Annotated in this window: 12 protein-coding genes; 7 read left to right on the plus strand and 5 right to left on the minus strand. The window is 61.5% G+C overall.

What is annotated here, in order from left to right; genetic code table 11:
- Positions 1-33 precede the first annotated feature (33 nt).
- From ASD01_RS22105 to ASD01_RS22125, 5 genes are all read right to left on the minus strand, one after another.
- A complete protein-coding gene (locus tag ASD01_RS22105; RefSeq protein ID WP_034798028.1) occupies positions 34-1,212 on the minus strand; it encodes a polysaccharide pyruvyl transferase family protein in 1,179 nt (392 codons plus the stop codon).
- 38 nt (positions 1,213-1,250) lie between these two features.
- Entirely contained in the window at positions 1,251-3,932 is a 2,682-nt protein-coding gene (locus ASD01_RS22110) for a glycosyltransferase (RefSeq protein WP_034798031.1), read from the minus strand.
- A complete protein-coding gene (locus ASD01_RS22115) occupies positions 3,919-5,391 on the minus strand; it encodes a DUF6212 domain-containing protein (RefSeq protein ID WP_162251023.1) in 1,473 nt (490 codons plus the stop codon). The genes ASD01_RS22110 and ASD01_RS22115 overlap by 14 nt, the downstream gene beginning before the upstream one ends.
- A gap of 174 nt (positions 5,392-5,565) precedes the next feature.
- Entirely contained in the window at positions 5,566-6,819 is a 1,254-nt protein-coding gene (locus ASD01_RS22120) for a glycosyltransferase family 4 protein (protein WP_060644395.1), read from the minus strand.
- A gap of 46 nt (positions 6,820-6,865) precedes the next feature.
- Positions 6,866-7,438 (minus strand): MarR family transcriptional regulator, encoded by a 573-nt coding sequence (locus ASD01_RS22125; RefSeq protein WP_034798035.1) that lies wholly within the window; start codon positions 7,436-7,438, stop codon positions 6,866-6,868.
- A gap of 232 nt (positions 7,439-7,670) precedes the next feature.
- Here ASD01_RS22125 and ASD01_RS22130 point away from each other — a divergent pair, with 232 nt between their 5' ends.
- The 7 genes from ASD01_RS22130 (at position 7,671) to ASD01_RS22160 (ending at position 16,945) form a co-directional block, all read left to right on the plus strand.
- Complete coding sequence (locus tag ASD01_RS22130) at positions 7,671-9,416, plus strand: type I secretion system permease/ATPase (protein ID WP_060644396.1); 1,746 nt, start codon at positions 7,671-7,673, stop codon at positions 9,414-9,416.
- On the plus strand, positions 9,413-10,831 hold the full coding sequence (locus ASD01_RS22135) for an HlyD family type I secretion periplasmic adaptor subunit (protein ID WP_060644397.1): 1,419 nt from the start codon (positions 9,413-9,415) through the stop codon (positions 10,829-10,831). The genes ASD01_RS22130 and ASD01_RS22135 overlap by 4 nt, the downstream gene beginning before the upstream one ends.
- A 292-nt stretch (positions 10,832-11,123) precedes the next feature.
- Positions 11,124-11,783, plus strand: coding sequence for a calcium-binding protein (locus tag ASD01_RS22140; RefSeq protein WP_060644398.1), 660 nt, complete (start codon positions 11,124-11,126; stop codon positions 11,781-11,783).
- A 66-nt stretch (positions 11,784-11,849) separates the two neighbouring features.
- A complete protein-coding gene (locus ASD01_RS22145; RefSeq protein WP_060644399.1) occupies positions 11,850-14,102 on the plus strand; it encodes a glycosyltransferase family 2 protein in 2,253 nt (750 codons plus the stop codon).
- Positions 14,099-14,944, plus strand: a complete 846-nt coding sequence (locus ASD01_RS22150; protein ID WP_060644400.1) for a class I SAM-dependent methyltransferase — start codon at positions 14,099-14,101, stop codon at positions 14,942-14,944. Before ASD01_RS22145 ends, ASD01_RS22150 begins: the two co-directional genes overlap by 4 nt.
- Positions 14,941-16,203 carry a glycosyltransferase family 4 protein gene (locus ASD01_RS22155; protein ID WP_060644401.1) on the plus strand — a complete coding sequence of 421 codons (1,263 nt, stop codon included), beginning with the start codon at positions 14,941-14,943 and terminating at the stop codon, positions 16,201-16,203. Before ASD01_RS22150 ends, ASD01_RS22155 begins: the two co-directional genes overlap by 4 nt.
- A 10-nt stretch (positions 16,204-16,213) precedes the next feature.
- Positions 16,214-16,945 carry a hypothetical protein gene (locus ASD01_RS22160; protein ID WP_034798045.1) on the plus strand — a complete coding sequence of 244 codons (732 nt, stop codon included), beginning with the start codon at positions 16,214-16,216 and terminating at the stop codon, positions 16,943-16,945.
- Position 16,946: the final 1 nt, after the last annotated feature.

Genomic DNA, 16,946 nt, shown 5'->3' on the forward strand with positions numbered 1-16,946 from the left:
GCCTCGGATCGAACGCGTCCGAGGCATCACGGTTTAGAGGCCGATGCCGATCTCCCGCAGCACCGTACGGAAATTGCGTTCGCGATCGGAGTAGCGGTCGACCAGTTCCGACGCGTTCAGCCCGGCCAGATGGCTGGCAACGAACTCCGCCCGGTTTTCCGCCTTTTCGAGCTCTTGGACGTCGACCGACGGCAGGCCGGTGAAGCCCAGCATTTCGCGCATGCGATCGTCGACAGCCACCATCAGGCTCGGCACGCCTGCCTGCATGGCGATGATCGAGCCATGGAAACGACGGCCGAAATTGAAGTCCATGTGCGAGGCCCAGGCGCGCCACATGTTGGTATCGAAGAAGGTGCGTACATCGAAGGGCACCTTCTGGCGCTCCGCGCCCGGGAAAGCGAGCTCGCCGAGCATCTTGCCCGAGCAGGAATCGAAGACCCTGCCATCGGCATCCGGCTCGACCTTCATGTCGAAGTGCAGGAATTCGTCCTGGATGATGTATTGGGGCTTGGCGCCTTCCGGGTTGAGCGCGATCGCATCGACGATACAATCGTGATTGGCGCCGAGATAGCCCGAAAAGATCGTCTTTGCCTGACCAATCTTGACGTCGGGCAGCTTCTTCATTGACGCGCGCATGTTGTTCGGCGCGAAATAGACCGAGGGGCAGCCGGTTGGCCGGACGTACTTGAATCCCTGGTCCTTCAGGTAGCCGGCGGTTTCGTAGCCGCGCGTGAGGAAATAGTGCTCGCGGTCCTTGAGAACGTCGAGCAGCCGCTTCGTCCCCTCCGGCAGGCCGGTCTCCAGATCCTTGCGGTTCTGGTGGCCGATGCCGAGCATGACAATCGGCATCTTCAGCTTGCTCAAGACATCAGCCTCGGCATCGGCGGAGAGGCCCTTGCGCAACAGGTTCGCGCAGGTGAACACGCAGATGTCGAAGTTGTTGTTGAACTCGTCGAAACCGGTGCCGTTCTTATGGCAATTATAGAGGTGCCAGAACGGGATTTGCTTGGCATGGGGAGCAATGGCGCGCAAAGCCCCTTCACCGATCAGATAGTTACCGGTGTTGCTGATGTTGCGAAGCTCCTGAAGAAACTCGTCCTTGGATTCGGGCTGTTTCTGCCGTTCCGAATAGGAAACCGACAGGCCATTCGCGCCGTTTGCGAGGCGCGTGTAATGACCAGGAATACCCGTCAGGAGGATTCTTGGACGCATGCGTAAGTCCCTTCTCTTTGAAAAGTCGTACGGGTCGATCAGCCTGCAGCTGCGACGCCGGTATTGGATGTGTCTCGCGCCCGGATGACCTTGGCACGCGAAAGCGAGGAATTGTTCACGGCGCCGTCGCACCAGCCGAGGAACTCCGAGAAGGAGTTGGACCAGGCGCGGCGCGCCGCTGTTCTCAGGCAACCTTCCATGATCGGCGCCAGCAGGTTGCGATCGCGCGAAACCTCGGCGATCGCCTTGACCATGTCGCGCACCACCTGGGGATCGGACGAGGCATCGATTAGGATGCCGTCCTCGCGATCGACGATCAGTTCGTCGACGGCGCCAACCGCGGTTGCGATCGGCACGCAGCCGAGCTGTTGGGCTTCGGCGATCATCAGCGGGGCACCTTCCCAGCGCGAAGGCATGATCAGAACATCGGCCCAGCCGAGCGCCTTGATCAGGTCGCGGCTGGCAAAGACCGGTGGGCGCACGTCGACGCCCAGTTCCTTGAGCCGGTCCGTCCAGGAGAACGAGGCATCCGCCAGGATCTCGCCACCGATCGCCCGCGCATCGAACGACACGTGTGCGGCCCGCAGTTCGGCGATCGTCGCGGCCAGGCGGTCGATGCCCTTCTGCTGGTCAAGACGACCCATGTAGAGCAGCCGCAGCCGGTCGTCCTTGCGCTCGATCCGCCGCACCTGCAGCACGTCTGCAAGCACCTTGGGCGGCACGGAGAAACTTGCGCCGTTCGGAACGGCAAAGATCTTCTCCAGCGGCACGCCGAAGCTGTGCAGGTAGAACTTCAGTTGTTCCGAGCAGGTGAGGAAGGCGTCGTAGCAATGCTCGTGGGCGATGGCTGCAAAGGGCTGGCCGGCCGGGCGCTTGAACGGCGTGTTGTCGACGACGTGCAGATAGCAAGCCGTGCGTGTCCCTTCCGAGCGCAGCCGTGCGATCAGCGGATGCATCGCCATCACGTGGTTGTTGATGACGAGATCGAAGCCTGAGAGCTGACCTTTAAGCGCACCCCAATCGACTTCATGATGGTCGGCAATGAAATCCTGGCCGAGGAACGAGCCGGAGCCGCCCCAGGCCGGGATGCCCTGATCCCAGAAGTGAACATAGTCGAAGCTCGAATCGAACTCGTCGATCACGTCCATCCGGCTGGTGCCGAGCACGAACAGATGCGTCTCGTAGCCCGCGGCCCTAAGTTCACGCGAGGCGGCGTAGATGACCTTCTCGGCGCCGCCAAACGACGCGTTCGGCACGAGAAGCGCTGCAGTTTTCTTGCCGGCTTCGCTGTGCCCGAGCGGCAGCACCGGCGAGCCGCCGATTTCCGTTCGCAAGGCCTTGTGCAGGTCGGAATAGGGCATGAGCCGCGCGGGGCGCCAGGTCCAGCGACGGCCGGCCGTGCGGCGAAGCGGACTGGTGGCGATCGCGTTGACGCAGTTGATCATCACCTGTTGCGGCGTGATCAGCGTGCGGCGCGGCAGGGCGCGCGGGAACGGGAAGCGCACATTGAGAACCGCCGAGGTCGGCCATACCTGCTGCGTGCCGATAGAAGCAAACCAGTCGAGCGCATTGTTGCGGATGACGTCGCGCAAGAGCGCCGTCGAAATGAAGATGAGATCCGGTTGGCCGAGATGCTGGGCGCCGGCGTCGAGGAAGGTCGGCTCGATCTTGCGCTGCGTCGCGTCGTTGCCGAGATGAACGAAAACGACGTTGGCTTTCTCACTCAGGCGCTCCAGGTGACAAAGCACGTTGGGCAGCATGCGCGAGCGCAAAAGCAGATCGATCGTCGCACCGCTGCCGGCCATGACGAAGGGCGGAAAATGCACGTTGTCGGGCTCGCCGGTGCTGGCCCAGAAGGCTGGGATGATGTCGTCGAGGCGCAGCCGCTTCGGTTGCTTCGTCGGATCTGTGAAGAACGAGATCGCCGCGTCTTCGGTGCGCGCGAAGAGATAACGCGGGCACTCCTCATGCTCGAAATCGACGAGCATCGGCCGCTGGAACAGCGCCTTGTGGCGCTTTCTGAGGAAGCTCACGGATGTCGCGCGGTCGCGGTTGGCTTCCTTGAAACGGCTTTCGGCGCGCAGGCGGTATTCGAACGTCGTGTCATGGCAGGGCGTTCCGACAAAGCCGTGCTCGACGCAGGAAAGCCAGAACTCCCAATCCTCAAAACCGTTCTGTCGGTCGTCGTTGAACCGAACGCCTTCCTGGAAGACCTCGATCGAGATCATCGACCCGGTGTCACAGATGTTGTCCGTGATGCAGTGGACGAGCCGCGAATACTGGTTGCCGTAGTGAGCCCGCCAGCTCACCGAGAAGGTGTCAATGTTGGTATAGACCCAGCCGGCGCCGCTTTCGTGCAGGCGCCGATAGAGGGTCTCGATCGTTCCCGGCAGGACTCGGTTGTCGGCGTCAAGGAAATAGACGGCCTTCGCCTCGGGCAGATTTTCGAGCACGTAGTTGATGGCGCGGTTGCGCGCGCCGCCGGGGCCGGCGTTTCGCCCGAAGACCACATGGATATCAGGGTGGGCCCCGGAATAGAGCAACAGTTGATCGAAGGTTTCCTGCCGCGGGTCGCCGTCGACCGAAACGACGATGGCAATACGGCAGCCCTCGAGGTCCGATGCAAGCGCGGATTCGAGCGCTTCGAGCGCCAGCGCCGCATGGCCATAGAGCGGCATGGCGATCGCAACGAGGTCCCTTGGATCGCTATTGCTGGACATGAGACGCACCACTCGACTGCTTGACCATCCGGAAGCCCGACACCTTGAGCCAGGAGAAATCGACCGAGTCCGTCACAGCGCGGCTGAGGATCATCAGATCCATGGACTGGCGCACCGGCTCGTCGAGTTGGAAATTGATGTTGATCGGCTGCTCATTGGTGACCTCGCGCCAGCCGCTGAAGAAGGCGGACGGCTTGACAGCCCCCTTGCGAGCCAGTTCCGCCACTTCGGAGCGCGCGTTCGAGCCCGCCGGAGCGAGCAGGAAGCTGACGGCCGCCGGGGCGCCCTTGGGATGATCGACCACAGCGCTTGCGGAAAACGATATGGTGCCGGGTTCGACAGCGCGACCGACGGCGCCGGCCGATACCCCATTTGCAAGCGGATGGCAGACGACGGCGTGTTCGTGTTCGAGAAAGCGCACGGTCTGGAATTCCGGGACGACCGGCGTCACCGATACGTCAACGATCTGGCTGAGCAGATCGACCGAAAGCCGGTAGTCCTCGATGAAGTGGCCGTCGAGCAGCGCGGTCGGCGCGATCATGTTGGGCATGCGCGTCGGCTTGACGCCGGGCAGGCCGGTGTAGACGCGGAACGCTAGAGGGCGCAGATCAAGGTCGGCGTGTCGGGTCTCGGACCGAGCCGTATAGTGTTCACTGGCGATGGGATAGCCGAGCGAAAGCCCGATCGTTTCACTACCGGTCGTCGAAACGCGAAGCCGCAGTGTCTTCGCGCCACCCCCGCAGGTGCGCGGCAGGGCAAAGAAGTTCCAGCTCGGAACGAGCTGCGAGAATGGAACAGCCCACTCTGCAACCCCCTCGCCGCTCTCGACATAGCTCAAGACAACGACCAGTTCGCCGCCGTCCCGCGGGACCGAGTTGAAGTGAAGCCCGATGCCGGCGACGCCATGGCTGGAGACCGGCAGGAGCTGTTCGACAAAGGCATTGGCAATCAGATGGCCGATGCCCTCGTCCTTGGGATCGACATAGGGGTCGTGCGCAAAGACTTCGGCGACCGGTTCCCAGTTGCGTGCCTGGAACGCATCTTCGAGCGCGCGGTAGTTTTCAAGCAGCGTTTCACGCTCGCGGCGAAGCAGCGCAAGCTCGGATGTGATTGCCGACGAGAACCGGGCAAGCCGCCCGACACCACCATCGACCAGCGCCTGAATGAGACCAGCGCTTTCGCTGACGGCCTCGGCGCTCAAGCGCTTGATCGGGATATCCGGGACGGTGCCAAGCGCTCGCAGCGAGACGATGCCGTCGGCCAGATCCGCCTCGCCCTCCCTAGAAAAGGCGAGCCCGATCAATGGAAACACGTTTTCCAGGGTCGCATCAGGCCGATCGCCTGCCGGAAGAAAATGAACCAGGTGCTCGATGCCACTGCCCTGGACACTCGCCCTATCGTGATCCGAGGCCAACACCAGCTTTCTCTTCGCCTGCGAATACCTCACGCCAGAAGACACCAACCCTTGCACGCGCCACCCTCAATTCAACCGAATTCTCTCTGTAGTTGAATCCCCCGATCCGAAATAAACCGGCGAATTCAACGACCTACAGAAAGCATATCAAGGTTATTTGCACTGCACAATAAGTTATATTTGCGTTTATCGTGAAATAATAGTTCAGGTTTTGAAGTATTATGCAGATGAGACCCGTAATATTTGAGTGGATCCGGGGGTTCCCATTGCCTTATCCAGCAATGTCATCTGTCGTGCAATGCAATCGCCCAGACGGAACCTTTGCTCGACGGTGCGGCGGGCGGCCGCACGCAAGTCGGAATACTTCTCCGGTTGCTGCAAAGCGCCAGAGATCGCCTCCGCGAGCGCATCCGTATCGAAGAACGGCACGAGCAGGCCGTTGCGGCCGGAGCTCAACACCTCCTGCATCGGCGCGGTGTCCGATCCAATGACGAGAGCGCCGCAGGCCATGGCCTCCAAGACCGACCAGGAAAGCACGAAAGGATAGGTCAGATAGATATGGGCGGTTGAAATCTGGAACAGCTGCTTGAGGACACCATGCGGCACCACGCCTGGAAACAGGAACCGGTCGGCCGGGATATTCAGGGATTGAAGCAGATAGTCCTTCCACGAGCCGCCACCGGGCGGTGGGGCGCCGTAACTGACGCCGTCGCCACCGACGAAAACGAAAAGCGCATCGGGATGGCGCTTCGCGACCTTTGCGGCCGCCTCCAACGCCTGCGGGAAGCCGCGATAGGGCTCGAGATCGCGGGCGACGAAAGTGACGATCGGCGGATCACCCGCCTTTAGCACCCGTCCGTCCGGAAGCTTCAACGATGCCGACGGATCGGGACGGAAGACGCGAGTGTCGACGCCCTCGTGGCAGACGGCGATACGGGCGCGATGCTCCGCCGGATAAAGGCTCCGTTGCCATTGGGTCGGGCTGAAGCCGCCATCGATCGCATCAAGCGTCAGGAGTTGCGCCATGTTGCGCAGCCGCAGTCGCTTACGCGTATCCTGGTCGGGCTTGTCGTCGGGGGCAAAGCCGATATCGGCCCCTTCGGCGCGGTAGAAAAACTCGCAATAGCCGAGTGCCGGGACATTCGGCAACACATCCTTGACGAAGGTCATACCGCCCCAGCCGATGTGCCCGACGATAACGTCGGGCACCTGCCCCTGGCGGGCCATGGCATCGAAGGTTTCGGCGACCCGGTGACCGATCCGGACATGATGGTCAGGCACACCAAGGTGCCTTCCCATCTGCGAATTGGCCTGCGGGCCGGGTTCTGCTCTGTGGCGAACGACACGCGTTGCCGGAATCCGCTGATCCACGGTTTCCGTCACGAGTGTCACTTCATTTCCGGTCTGCGCCAAATGAGACGCGAGAGCGGCGAACTGGCAGAAGCCGCGCCGGTGTACAAATGCTACGTGCATATTCCCTGCCTATAGCCGTTGAAAGGACAGCCTGTGCGCGGGCATCTCAGATGCCGTAGCGCGTTGCATTCCCCCAAACCAGCTCGAGCCGGTGCAGTGTTTGAAATGCGGTTTCGAGATTGCGCCGGTCCTGCTCGCCGTGGCTGAGGACACGTTCATAGGCGCCAGCCGCCTTGCGTAAGGAATCGCACAATTGCTTGCCCTTCTCCGAAAGCTTGATGCGGGCCGAGCGCCGATCGCGCTGGGAGGCGGCCCTGTCGATATACTCTCCGTCGCCCAACTGCTTCAGGTAGTAGGAAACGTTGGAGCCGACATAGTGGCCACGGTCCAAAAGCTCCGCCACCGACACTTCCGCGTCGCCGATCGCCAGAAGGACCATCGCCTGTGCCGGGCCGATATCGTCGACGCCAAGCTTCGTCAGCTCGGCACGCAACAGGCCGGTAAAGCGCCGGCTGGCCCGCTCCATCATCCGTGCCAACTCGAAGTATGTGACCACGGACGCTTCGCTCTCCTGGTCAATATTGTCATGTTCAGGGGCACTTCCAGCTGCGTCATCCCCGGGGCGGATGGCAACAGCGCCGCCAAAATCTGCGAACGGATAGAGAATCCTTTGATTCATCCCTCTCTCCAACTGAGCATTACTACAATATTCAAAAATTACTTCAAATTTTGAAGCAATTTTTCGCCCCCTTTACTCCCCCCGAATACGACTATCTTGAGCATTCCACCATTATTGTGTCACACTTATCACGGCAACACTGTGATTTAAGTGATAACAAACAAAATAGCTTCCTCAAGACCCCAACGAACTTATCCAGAAAATCGCCACGCGTGACAGCAAACGAGGCAATATGATTAGCAAGAACCAAATTGGGCCAAAGAAGGCACAAAATGGAGCAAAGGATCCGCGGCTGCTTATTTTGAAGGCGCGCCGCGTGTTCGTTTTGGCACTTATTTATGCAGCCGTGCTGAGTGCTTGCATCGGCATATTGCAGCTCTCGACACCACTCTACATGATGCAAGTTCATGACCGCGTTTTGAACAGCCAGAGCATGGACACGCTGACCATGCTGACGATTCTCGTCATCGGCGCGCTCGTGATCTACGGCGTACTCGAATACATCAGGGCTTTGACGTTCCAGGCGATGGGCAGTGCGGTCGTGCGCTGGCTTAATCTGCCGGTGCTGACCGCCGCCGTTCAGGCCGCCGCCGATCAAGGGCTGACCCGAGCGACCCAGTCGCTGCGGGACCTGGCAGAATTGCGCAGCTTCCTCACAACCTCTGCCGTCAGCGCCCCACTCGATGCCGCCTGGTCGCCGATCTTCCTCGGGGTGCTCTTTGCGCTGCACCCGATGTTCGGCCTTCTTGGCGCCATTTCCATTGCCCTGCTCGTATGCTGTGGATTGCTGACTGATTTGCTGACTCGCCGGCTGATGAAAGAGGCCAATCAAGCCAATATCGAGGCCATTTCGAAAATTGGTTCAAGCTTGCGCCATGCCGAGGCGATCGAAGCGATGGGCATGTTGCCAGCACTTGCCCGCCGCTGGCGCACCGCCCAGCTGCATGCGCTCGACGCTTTGGAAACCAGCGGAAGTCGCAGCAAGGCGATGGCTTCGATTACCCGTTCGCTGCGCTTCATGATCCAGGCGGCTGCACTGGCAACCGGCTCTATCCTCGTGATGAAACAGGAGATTTCCCCCGGTGCGATGATGGCGACGACCATTCTCATCGGACGCCTGCTCGCCCCGTTTGATTCGATGATCGAGAACTGGCGTCAGTGGGTGCTGGCGATTGCAAGCTGGCGCCGGATAGAGACTGCGCTCAACCAGGATCTGGCCGTACGCCAGACCATGCCGCAGCCGCGCACGCAGGGCGATCTTGTTGTGGATAAGCTCGTTTACGCGGCGCCGGGCCTCGATGTGCCGATCATCAAGGGCGTTTCCTTCTCGCTCTCGCCCGGCGAAGTTCTCGGCATCGTCGGCCCGTCGGCGGCGGGCAAATCGACTTTGGCCCGGCTCCTTGTCGGAATTCAAAAGCCGACCACCGGCGGCGTCTTCCTCGACGGCAACAATGTCTATCTGTGGGAACGCGCTTCCTTCGGCCAGATGACCGGCTACCTGCCGCAGTCGGTCTCGCTGCTCGAAGGAACGATCCGCGACAACATCTCGCGCATGGAGGAAGGCGAACCCCAAAAAGTGCTCGAGGCGGCTCGGCTTGCTGACGTGCACGACATGATCGGGCGCCTGCCGCTCGGCTACGACACTCCGGTCGGCGATGGCCACCTGACGCTTTCGGGCGGCCAGCGCCAGCGCATCGCTCTTGCCCGCTGCCTTTACGACCATCCTCGCCTGATCGTTCTCGACGAGCCGAACGCCAATCTCGACGCCATCGGCGAGCGCGCATTGATCCGCGCGATCGAGCGGGCGCGCAACGACGGTGCGATCGTCATCATGATCGCCCACCGGCCGACGATCATGCAGGCCGCCGACAAGCTGCTCGTTCTTGAAAACGGGCGCATCACCCAGTTCGGCCCGCGCACCGACGTGGTCGCATCCATGACACCCGGCGAGCCGAGACGGGAAGGCGTATCCGCATGACGAACAAACAGAACCTGCCAGCCTCTCGCGACGCACGCACACTCGTGGCCAAGGACGACCGCGCGAACTTGCCCGCGATCCCCGAGCGGCCCCACCCTCTGCACGGGCTGGATGCGGACGCAGAAGGAAGCGCCACCGCGCCGCTGCGCGGCGTGGTCCTTGCGGGCCTGACGACGATCCTCGTCGCCTTTGGTGGCTTCTTCGGCTGGGCGTTTTCAACGGAACTCAGCAGCGCGTCAGTCGCAAGCGGCACGATCGTGGTCGATTCGAAGCGCAAGACCGTCAGCCATTTCGAAGGCGGCATCTTAAACCGGCTCCTGGTCCAGGAGGGTGACCGGGTCGCAGCCGGCCAGCCGTTGCTCAAGCTCGAAGATACGCGCGCCCGCTCCGACCTTCAGGCACTGCAAAGTCGCCGCATCGGCCTGATTGCAAAGCTCGCGCGCCTACGCGCGGAGCAGAGGGGATCGCAATCAATCGCTTTTCCTGATGACCTGACCGCAACATCTGACGCTACGGCCGAGGACGCGATCAAAGCGGAAACGAACTTCTTCGACAGGCGCCGTGAAGCCAAAACCGGTCGCCTGGAGATTCAGCGCAAGACGATCGAGGAATTCTCGGAAAAAGCGAAATCGCTGACGGAGCAGATCCGCGCAACCGATCGGCAGGTCGAACTTATTACCGAGCAGCGAACATCAATCGCAACGCTGGTCGCGAAGGAATATGCACAGCGCTCGAAGCTGATCGAGATCGATGCAAAGCTCAGCGAGTTGGCCGCAACCCGCGGTGAGCTTGCGGGCAACAAGGCCCAGGCAGAAAAGGCGGAAGCCGGCGCCGAGCTCGGCTTGACCGGGATCGAGAATGAGTTCCAGTCCGAGATCGCCGGGGAAATCACCACGGCCCGTCTTGAGCTTTCCGATGTCGAAGAACGATTGGTGTCAGCCAAAGACATCCTGACGCGCCTCGACATTCGCTCGCCGCAAGCGGGTATCGTCACCAACATCCAGCTACGCACGGCAGGCAGCGCCGTCTCGGCGGGGCAACCGCTTCTCGATATCGTGCCCGAGGACGAGCCACTGCTGGTAGAAATGCATGTCGGCACCCGTGACATCGACAGCATCGATATCGGTTCGAAGACGCAGATCAGGTTGACAGCCTACAACCAACGCACGCACCTGCCTCTCGACGGCGAGATCAGCTATGTGGCGGCCGATCAGTCGGTGGATGAGAAATCGAACGTCTCCTACTATGTGGCGCGTGCCCGCATTGCGGCCTCGTCGCTCAGCGCCAACCCGGACATTCGCCTCTATCCCGGCATGCCCGCCGAAGTCCTGATCGTCCATAAGCCGCGCTCGGCGATCGACTACATGGTCTCGCCGATTGCGGACAGCCTGAACCGCGCATTCCGGGAAGACTGAACCAGATCTTCAAAGAGCATCCGAAGCCGGCGAAATTTGAATTCGCCGGCATTTTATTTCTATTTTTGAATTGAATTCCAAGTAATACTGAAGATACTTACCCCTTATATCGTGGGGATAATCATCAAAAAGATACAAAATATACATCACAGGTAGAGCTTTATAATACACCACAGCCGAATTTCTTTTGTTTTTGCTGTTGCCATATGTTTTTTTGCAGTGCAATGTCCCGGCGCTCATCCAAGGTTTGAGGCCAGAGATGGGCGTAAGCAACAACTAAGAGGAGTAGCATATGGCCACGTTGGAAGGCGGCGCGTATGATGACGCCCTTTTTGGCTCACGCTTCGACGACTTCATCCACGCTCGCGCTGGAGATGACTTCGTGAACGGAGGCAATGGCGACGACACCATCTTCGGTGATGAAGGTGATGATCTGCTGTTTGGCGGTAACGGAAACGATGCCCTGTTTGGCGGCTGGGGAGACGACGTTATCCATGGCGAGAACGGGAACGACGTCCTGTTCGGCGGCCAGGGTGATGACCTGCTTTACGGCGACAACGGGAACGACATTCTCATTGGCGGCGGCGGCAGCGACCTGCTGATGGGCGGCCGAGGCAGCGACATCCTGTTTGGTGGTGCCGACAACGACATCATCAACGGCGGCCAGGGCGACGACGTCATGACCGGCGGGGAAGGCAGCGACGTGTTCGTGTTTGACGGCGGTGGCGGCAACGACGTCATCCTCGACTTCACGCCCGGCGAAGACCTTCTGCAGATTTCGAAGGACATCAACGGCCTCGACATTTCGTCGCCGGAAGATCTGGCATCGCGCGTCACCCAGGTTGGTGGCAACGTGGTCATCGACTTCGGCCATGGCGATACGCTGACGCTCGTCAATGCGGACGCCGACGACATCCAGGCGAACCCGAACCACTACTTCACGATCCATTGAGATTGACTGGCGCGCCCCACTTCCTCCCGTGGGGCGCCCTCCCTTTTCGTCCTTCAGGAGTAGCGCGTGACGGCAGACGACCGTATCAGAAGCTTCGGCCTCGACTTCACAAGCGCCGCAGCATTCAGGCTCGGCTTCGACGTTGCTGTGCTGATCTGGGACGCACCTTCCGAACTTCCGGCAAAGACCAAATACGCTCTTTCCGCGTCGCGGTCCCTCGTCCCTCTCGTCAGCATGGCGCTTCCGCGCGCTCTAGGTGGCCAACGGATCTTCTGGGCGATGCGCCCCGGAACCGAGCGTGAGCTCGCCGAAATCGCCGCGGATGGCGCGGTTTTGCAGACGGTGGTTCTGGAACCAACCGCCAAGCTCCCGTTCCTCGATCTGGCGGCCCAGCTTTCCGATCTTAAGCCCGAAGGTCGTCTCAAGTTTCTCAACAATCTGTTGACGGTCTGGCGAAGCGCGTTTCGCCTGTCTCGTGACGAGTTCTTTATTGGCCTCGTCGATGACGTGATCCACGCCCTGAACCTTGGGCAGCGCCCCGCAACCATCGCCTGTCGGCTCGCGCATGGACGCTATCTGGCGGAGACGACCGTCAATGCCGAGCTCGGCGAGATCAACGCCATCTATGCGCTCGGCGCCGAGGCAATTTTGCCGCTACCGCAGCAATTCGCCATCACCGGCCGAACCGAGCGCGGTCAGCGCCGCTGCCATTTCGTTCTTGAATCGCCGCGCGCGCCCCAGGCGCTCTCACTCATCATCATGGGAAAGCGCGGTATCGCCGTGCGCGAGCTTTCGCCGCGCGGTTCCCGATATCCCAACCTCCAGCAATGGTGGCCTGAGCACGGCGCAGCGCCGGGCTTGCGCGAGTTCGTCGTGCGGTCCTTGAGCGAGGTTCCGGAGAGCGGCACGGCCCTCGCGATCGACCTGCAGCTTCGCTCCGCCCTGCCGGCAAGGCAGGCCGGCAAGTCCGCACTCCATCCAGGTGCTGAGATTGACCTCGCCCTTGCTATGTCGGAAGGCCTGCTCATCGGCGGATGGACGCGGGACGCGAACGGCGTCCTTGCCGGCATCGACTATCTCCAGGAAGACGGCACGGCCTTGCCGCTCGATGGCAACTGGTATGAATTTCCGGGCTGGGCCCGCGGCGCCGAAGAAGGCTCCAAGACCGACGTGACCGGTTTTGTCAGCTGGCTGCCGATGCGCGATCCGCTTGGTCCCCTTCTTCAGCCGCGCTTCCAGTTGCGGCTGGCGTCCGGCGCAGTCAAGCCGCTGGTGCCAAAACCGCAACCCTTCGATCCTGCAACGCAACGCAACCGCATCCTGCGTGCCGTTCCGCCCCAGCACGCCAACGATCAGGCATTCCGCACGATCCTTGCGCCGGCGCTGAGAGACGTGGAACAGCGGCTGGGCAAGACGATCAGGGTCGACCAGACCAAGGACTTCGGCCCGATGATGGCCGCGCCTCTCGTCTCGATCGTCGTTCCCCTCTACCGCGTGCTCGACTTCCTGCGCTTCCAGCTGTCGGGACTTGCGACCGATCCTTTCGTCGCGGCCAACGCCGAGATCATCTACGTGCTCGATTCCCCGGAGATCCACGACGAGACGGAGCACCTGCTCGGTGGCTTCCATCTGCTTCACGGGCTTTCGATGAAGCTCGTGGTGATGAACCGCAACGGCGGCTATGCCCGCGCCTGCAATGCCGGCGCACGCTTTGCCCGCGGTTCTGTCATCGTCATGCTCAACTCGGACGTCGTGCCCTGTGGGGCCGGCTGGCTGGAAAAGCTTGCGCTGCCGGTGCTGAAGGAAAAGTCGATCGGCGCCATCGGCCCGAAACTGCTGTTCGAGGACGGCTCCCTGCAGCATGCGGGCCTCTATTTTGCCCGTAACAAGCAGGACATCTGGCTCAATCACCATTTCTACAAGGGCATGCCGGGCGCCTATGCGCCGGCGCAGGAAATGCGGAGCGTGCCCGGCGTCACCGGCGCCTGCCAGGTGATGCGCAAGGAGGTGTGGGACCTCGTTGGCGGCTATGCCGAGGACTTCGTCATTGGCGACTACGAGGACAGCGATCTCTGCCTCAAGATCCGCCAAGCCGGCTTCGACATCGTCTATGAGCCGGCAGCCTGTCTCTATCATCTGGAGCGGCGCTCGATCAGCCGCAGCCAGGATTACACGCGCGGCGTCGCCAGCCAGTACAATGCATGGCTGCATACCGAGCGCTGGAACCAAGACATTACCACCCTGATGCCATCCTACCTCGGCGCCGAAGAGGCGGCAGCGCCGAGCACCCGTAAGCCTGCCGCCAGGAGCGCCGCATGAACCAGCCCGCACTTCGCCACGCAGACAACCTGCAGCCGGCCTGGCAACAGAACGAAGACCGTATCGAAGGCATGCTTCAGACGGTTCTCACTAATCGTTTCTTGCCGCAGCCGGACCAAAACAGCGTCTTCGTCGGAGATGGCAACTACCGGGCTGTCGGCGCGGAGTTTCTCGGCCACTTCATCCGCATGGGCGGATTACAGCCGAAATGCAGCGTGCTCGACATCGGCAGCGGCATCGGCCGCATGGCCGTTCCGCTGACGCAGTATCTCGATAGCGATCACGGGCGCTACGTCGGTATCGACCCGGTGGAAGGCGGCGTCACCTGGTGCCGTCAATCCGTCACGCCGGTCTATCCGAATTTCACCTTCCAGCATGTCGACATCGCCCACGAACTCTACAACCCATCAGGCAGGATCAACGGCAAGGCGCTGAAGCTGCCCTACCCCGATCGACAGTTCGACTTCGCCATCATGACGTCGATCGTCACCCATCTGCCGCCGGACGAAGTGCTCGTCTATTTCAGCGAGATCAACCGGATGCTGAAGCCCGGCGGACGGCTCTTCGTTACCGCCTTCGTGGTCGATAGCATCGCCGCGAAGGATGAACACGGCCGGCGGGATCCCCGTCTTGCCTTCGTTCGCAGCGGCGACGGCCCCTGCTGGTTCGTGCCCGGCCTGCCGCCGCTTGCCGCCGTCGGTTTCGACGACGGCTTCCTCGACCGGGCGCTGGAGCGGGCAGGCTTCACGACGGTCCTGAAATCGCTCGGTCACTGGCGGGGCCAAAGTGCCGGTCACTACCAGGATGTCTTCGTCGCCGAACGCCGGAGTGTGAGCGGATGAAGAAGCGCATTCTGGTCGCCGCGCACAATCATCCGGCGCTTCACCCCGGCGGCACGGAGATTTTCGCGCACGACCTCTTCCGCGCCTATCAGCGGGCCGGTCACGAGGCGCTCTTCCTCGGCGCCACCAACCAGACCCACCGCCAGGTGCGGCCCGGCACGAGCTTTCAGGCGATCGGCCCCGAAGGCGACGAGGTGCTGTTGTGGTCCGGCCATTTCGATCGCTTCTTCATGAGCCAGATCGACCTCTATGGCGTCGTGCCTGACCTTACCGAGCTTTTGCGCGATTTCCGGCCGGATGTGGTTCACATCCACCATCTCCTGCTGCTGGGCGCCGAGTTTCCGCACATCGTCCGCCGCACCTTGCCCGACTGCCGGATTGTGATGACCCTGCACGACTACTATCCACTTTGCCATCACGATGGCCTGATGGTGCGCACCAGTGGCAAGGAGCTTTGTCACAAGTCGAGCCCCGACCGTTGCCATAGCTGTTTCAAGGACATTCCGCTCGATCGTTTCGTGCTGCGCGAGCAACATCTCAAGGCCTTGCTCCGGACCGTTGATCGCTTCATCTCGCCGAGCCAGTTTCTGAGGCAACGCTTTATCGACTGGGGTCTTAACGGCGACCAAATCGACGTGATTGCCAATGGCCTGCCGCCACGAGACGCGCCGTCGCGCAAGGGCCAGCCGGAAAACGATCGGCCGGTCTTCGGCTATTTCGGCAATCTCAATCCGTGGAAAGGCACGTCCGTGCTTCTCGAGGCTGCGCGGCAGTTGATCGACGAGGGCCTGCGTTTTGAGCTGCGGGTGCACGGGGGCGCCCCCTTCCAGGCCGACAGTTTCAAGGACGAAATCGCCCGGCTCTTCAAGAAGACGGCGCCCTCCGTTCAGCAGCGCGGCGCCTACAGGCGCGAAGACATCGGCGACCTCATTGCCGCCGTTGATTGCACCATCGTGCCTTCGATCTGGTGGGAGAACGCCCCGCTCGTCATCGGCGAGGCGCAGTCCCAGCGCAAACCGGTGATCGCCAGCAATATCGGCGGGATGGCCGAAATGGTGCAGGACGGCGTCAACGGCATCACCGTCTCGCCGAACGATCCGCGTGCGTTGGCTGCCGCCATGCGCCGCATGGCGGAAAGCCCTGACCTTCGGCGCCGCCTTTCGGCCAATGCCCGCAAGCCCAACGATATCGATACCACTGCCCGGCGCTATCTCACGCTCATCGACGCGATCGAGCCCCGAGAAACCGTCGCCGCCTAGAGGGAAGACCATGTCTGTAGCAGCCGACAAACCGGACGTCGCACCGGAGCAAAACAATGCAAAGCCGCTGAAGGGCCGCGTGGACGCGATCGACCAGGGCCGCGTCTTCGGCTGGGCATTCGACCCGGAAACTCCGGAAAAGCGGCTTGCCATTCGCGTGCTTCTCGACGGCAAGGTGATCGCCGAGGCGCTCGCCGACCGCAACCGGCCCGATCTCAAGCGCAACGGCATTGGCGACGGCAACCACGCGTTTGAAATCGCGTTGCCCGAGATGGCGAGCGCGCGCAGCGGCGAACTCGTCGTGCTTGCGGCGACCGGCAAAGGCGGCGAACTGCCGCTTCGTGTTCCCAAGCCCGACGAACAGGCGGCCGAAGCGCTGATTGCAGCACCGCTTGCAAAAGTGCTCGACAAGCTCGACGTGCTGATGGCAGCGCAACGGCAATTGCAGGTCTCGCAGCGTTCCGCCCTGCGGTCGAAAGTTGACGACGGCGATGAAGCCGAAAGCCCCGGACTTGCAGCAATCAGCGATGATGTCGCGAACCTCCGCGGAGAAATCACCCAGCGACTGACCGATCTCGACGTTCATCTGATGCGGCTCGACGGTGTAATCGCGGGTATGGAAAAGAGCCTCAACGCACTGAAGCAGCGCTCGAATGGCGATTTGAAGCCGGCGTTTCTGCTTCTCTTTGTCCTTGCAGGCTTTGCGGCAGGCGCGATCCTTTCCGTCTTCCTTCGGACCTGAG

This window comes from Ensifer sp. Root423, assembly GCF_001426275.1.
GTDB lineage: Bacteria > Pseudomonadota > Alphaproteobacteria > Rhizobiales > Rhizobiaceae > Ensifer > Ensifer adhaerens.